Origin of the sequence: Paenalicyclobacillus cellulosilyticus (genome assembly GCF_014647315.1) — a bacterium.
Taxonomy (GTDB): domain Bacteria; phylum Bacillota; class Bacilli; order Alicyclobacillales; family Alicyclobacillaceae; genus Alicyclobacillus_J; species Alicyclobacillus_J cellulosilyticus.
On sequence record NZ_BMOY01000174.1, the window covers coordinates 1 to 513 of the forward strand.

Here is a 513-nt window from a genome sequence, read left to right on the forward strand (position 1 = left end):
ATCCAATGCAATTAACTCAGAAGGGCAAACAAACGTAAAATCTAAAGGATAAAAGAAAATTAAACCGTATTTGCCTTTGATTGCTTCATATAAGTTAAATTTTTCAACGATTTCACCGTTTCCCAATACCGCAGGTACTGTAAAATCTGGTGCTTTTCGTCCAACTAAAACGCTCATGTCATCTCTCCATTCAATAAATAATTAGGTCGTATTATGCGCTTACCGCTTCACGCAGCAAGGACTCCAATTCGCCTTGTTCATACATTTCAGCAATAATGTCTGAGCCGCCAATTAACTCGCCTTTTACATACAGTTGAGGAAAAGTAGGCCAATCTGCATATTGTGGTAATGTTTGACGAATATCCGGGTTTGCTAACACATCGACATAGGCAAAATCAACACCACAGGCATTCATGCATTGCACAGCTCGCGCAGAAAAACCACATTGGGGCATCTTTGGGCTGCCTTTCATATAAATAATTATAGCGTTCTCAGAAATTTGCTGCTTAATTT

General features: G+C 39.0%; 2 protein-coding genes. Both read right to left on the bottom strand.

Annotated elements, in window-relative coordinates:
* Positions 1 to 177, bottom strand: a 177-nt coding sequence (locus IEX97_RS13445; protein ID WP_188883583.1) for a redoxin domain-containing protein, incomplete at its 3' end; no start/stop codon positions are given.
* A 34-nt stretch (positions 178 to 211) separates the two neighbouring features.
* Positions 212 to 513 (bottom strand): Grx4 family monothiol glutaredoxin (gene grxD / locus IEX97_RS13450; protein ID WP_444541813.1); only part of this gene is annotated, 302 nt, incomplete at its 5' end.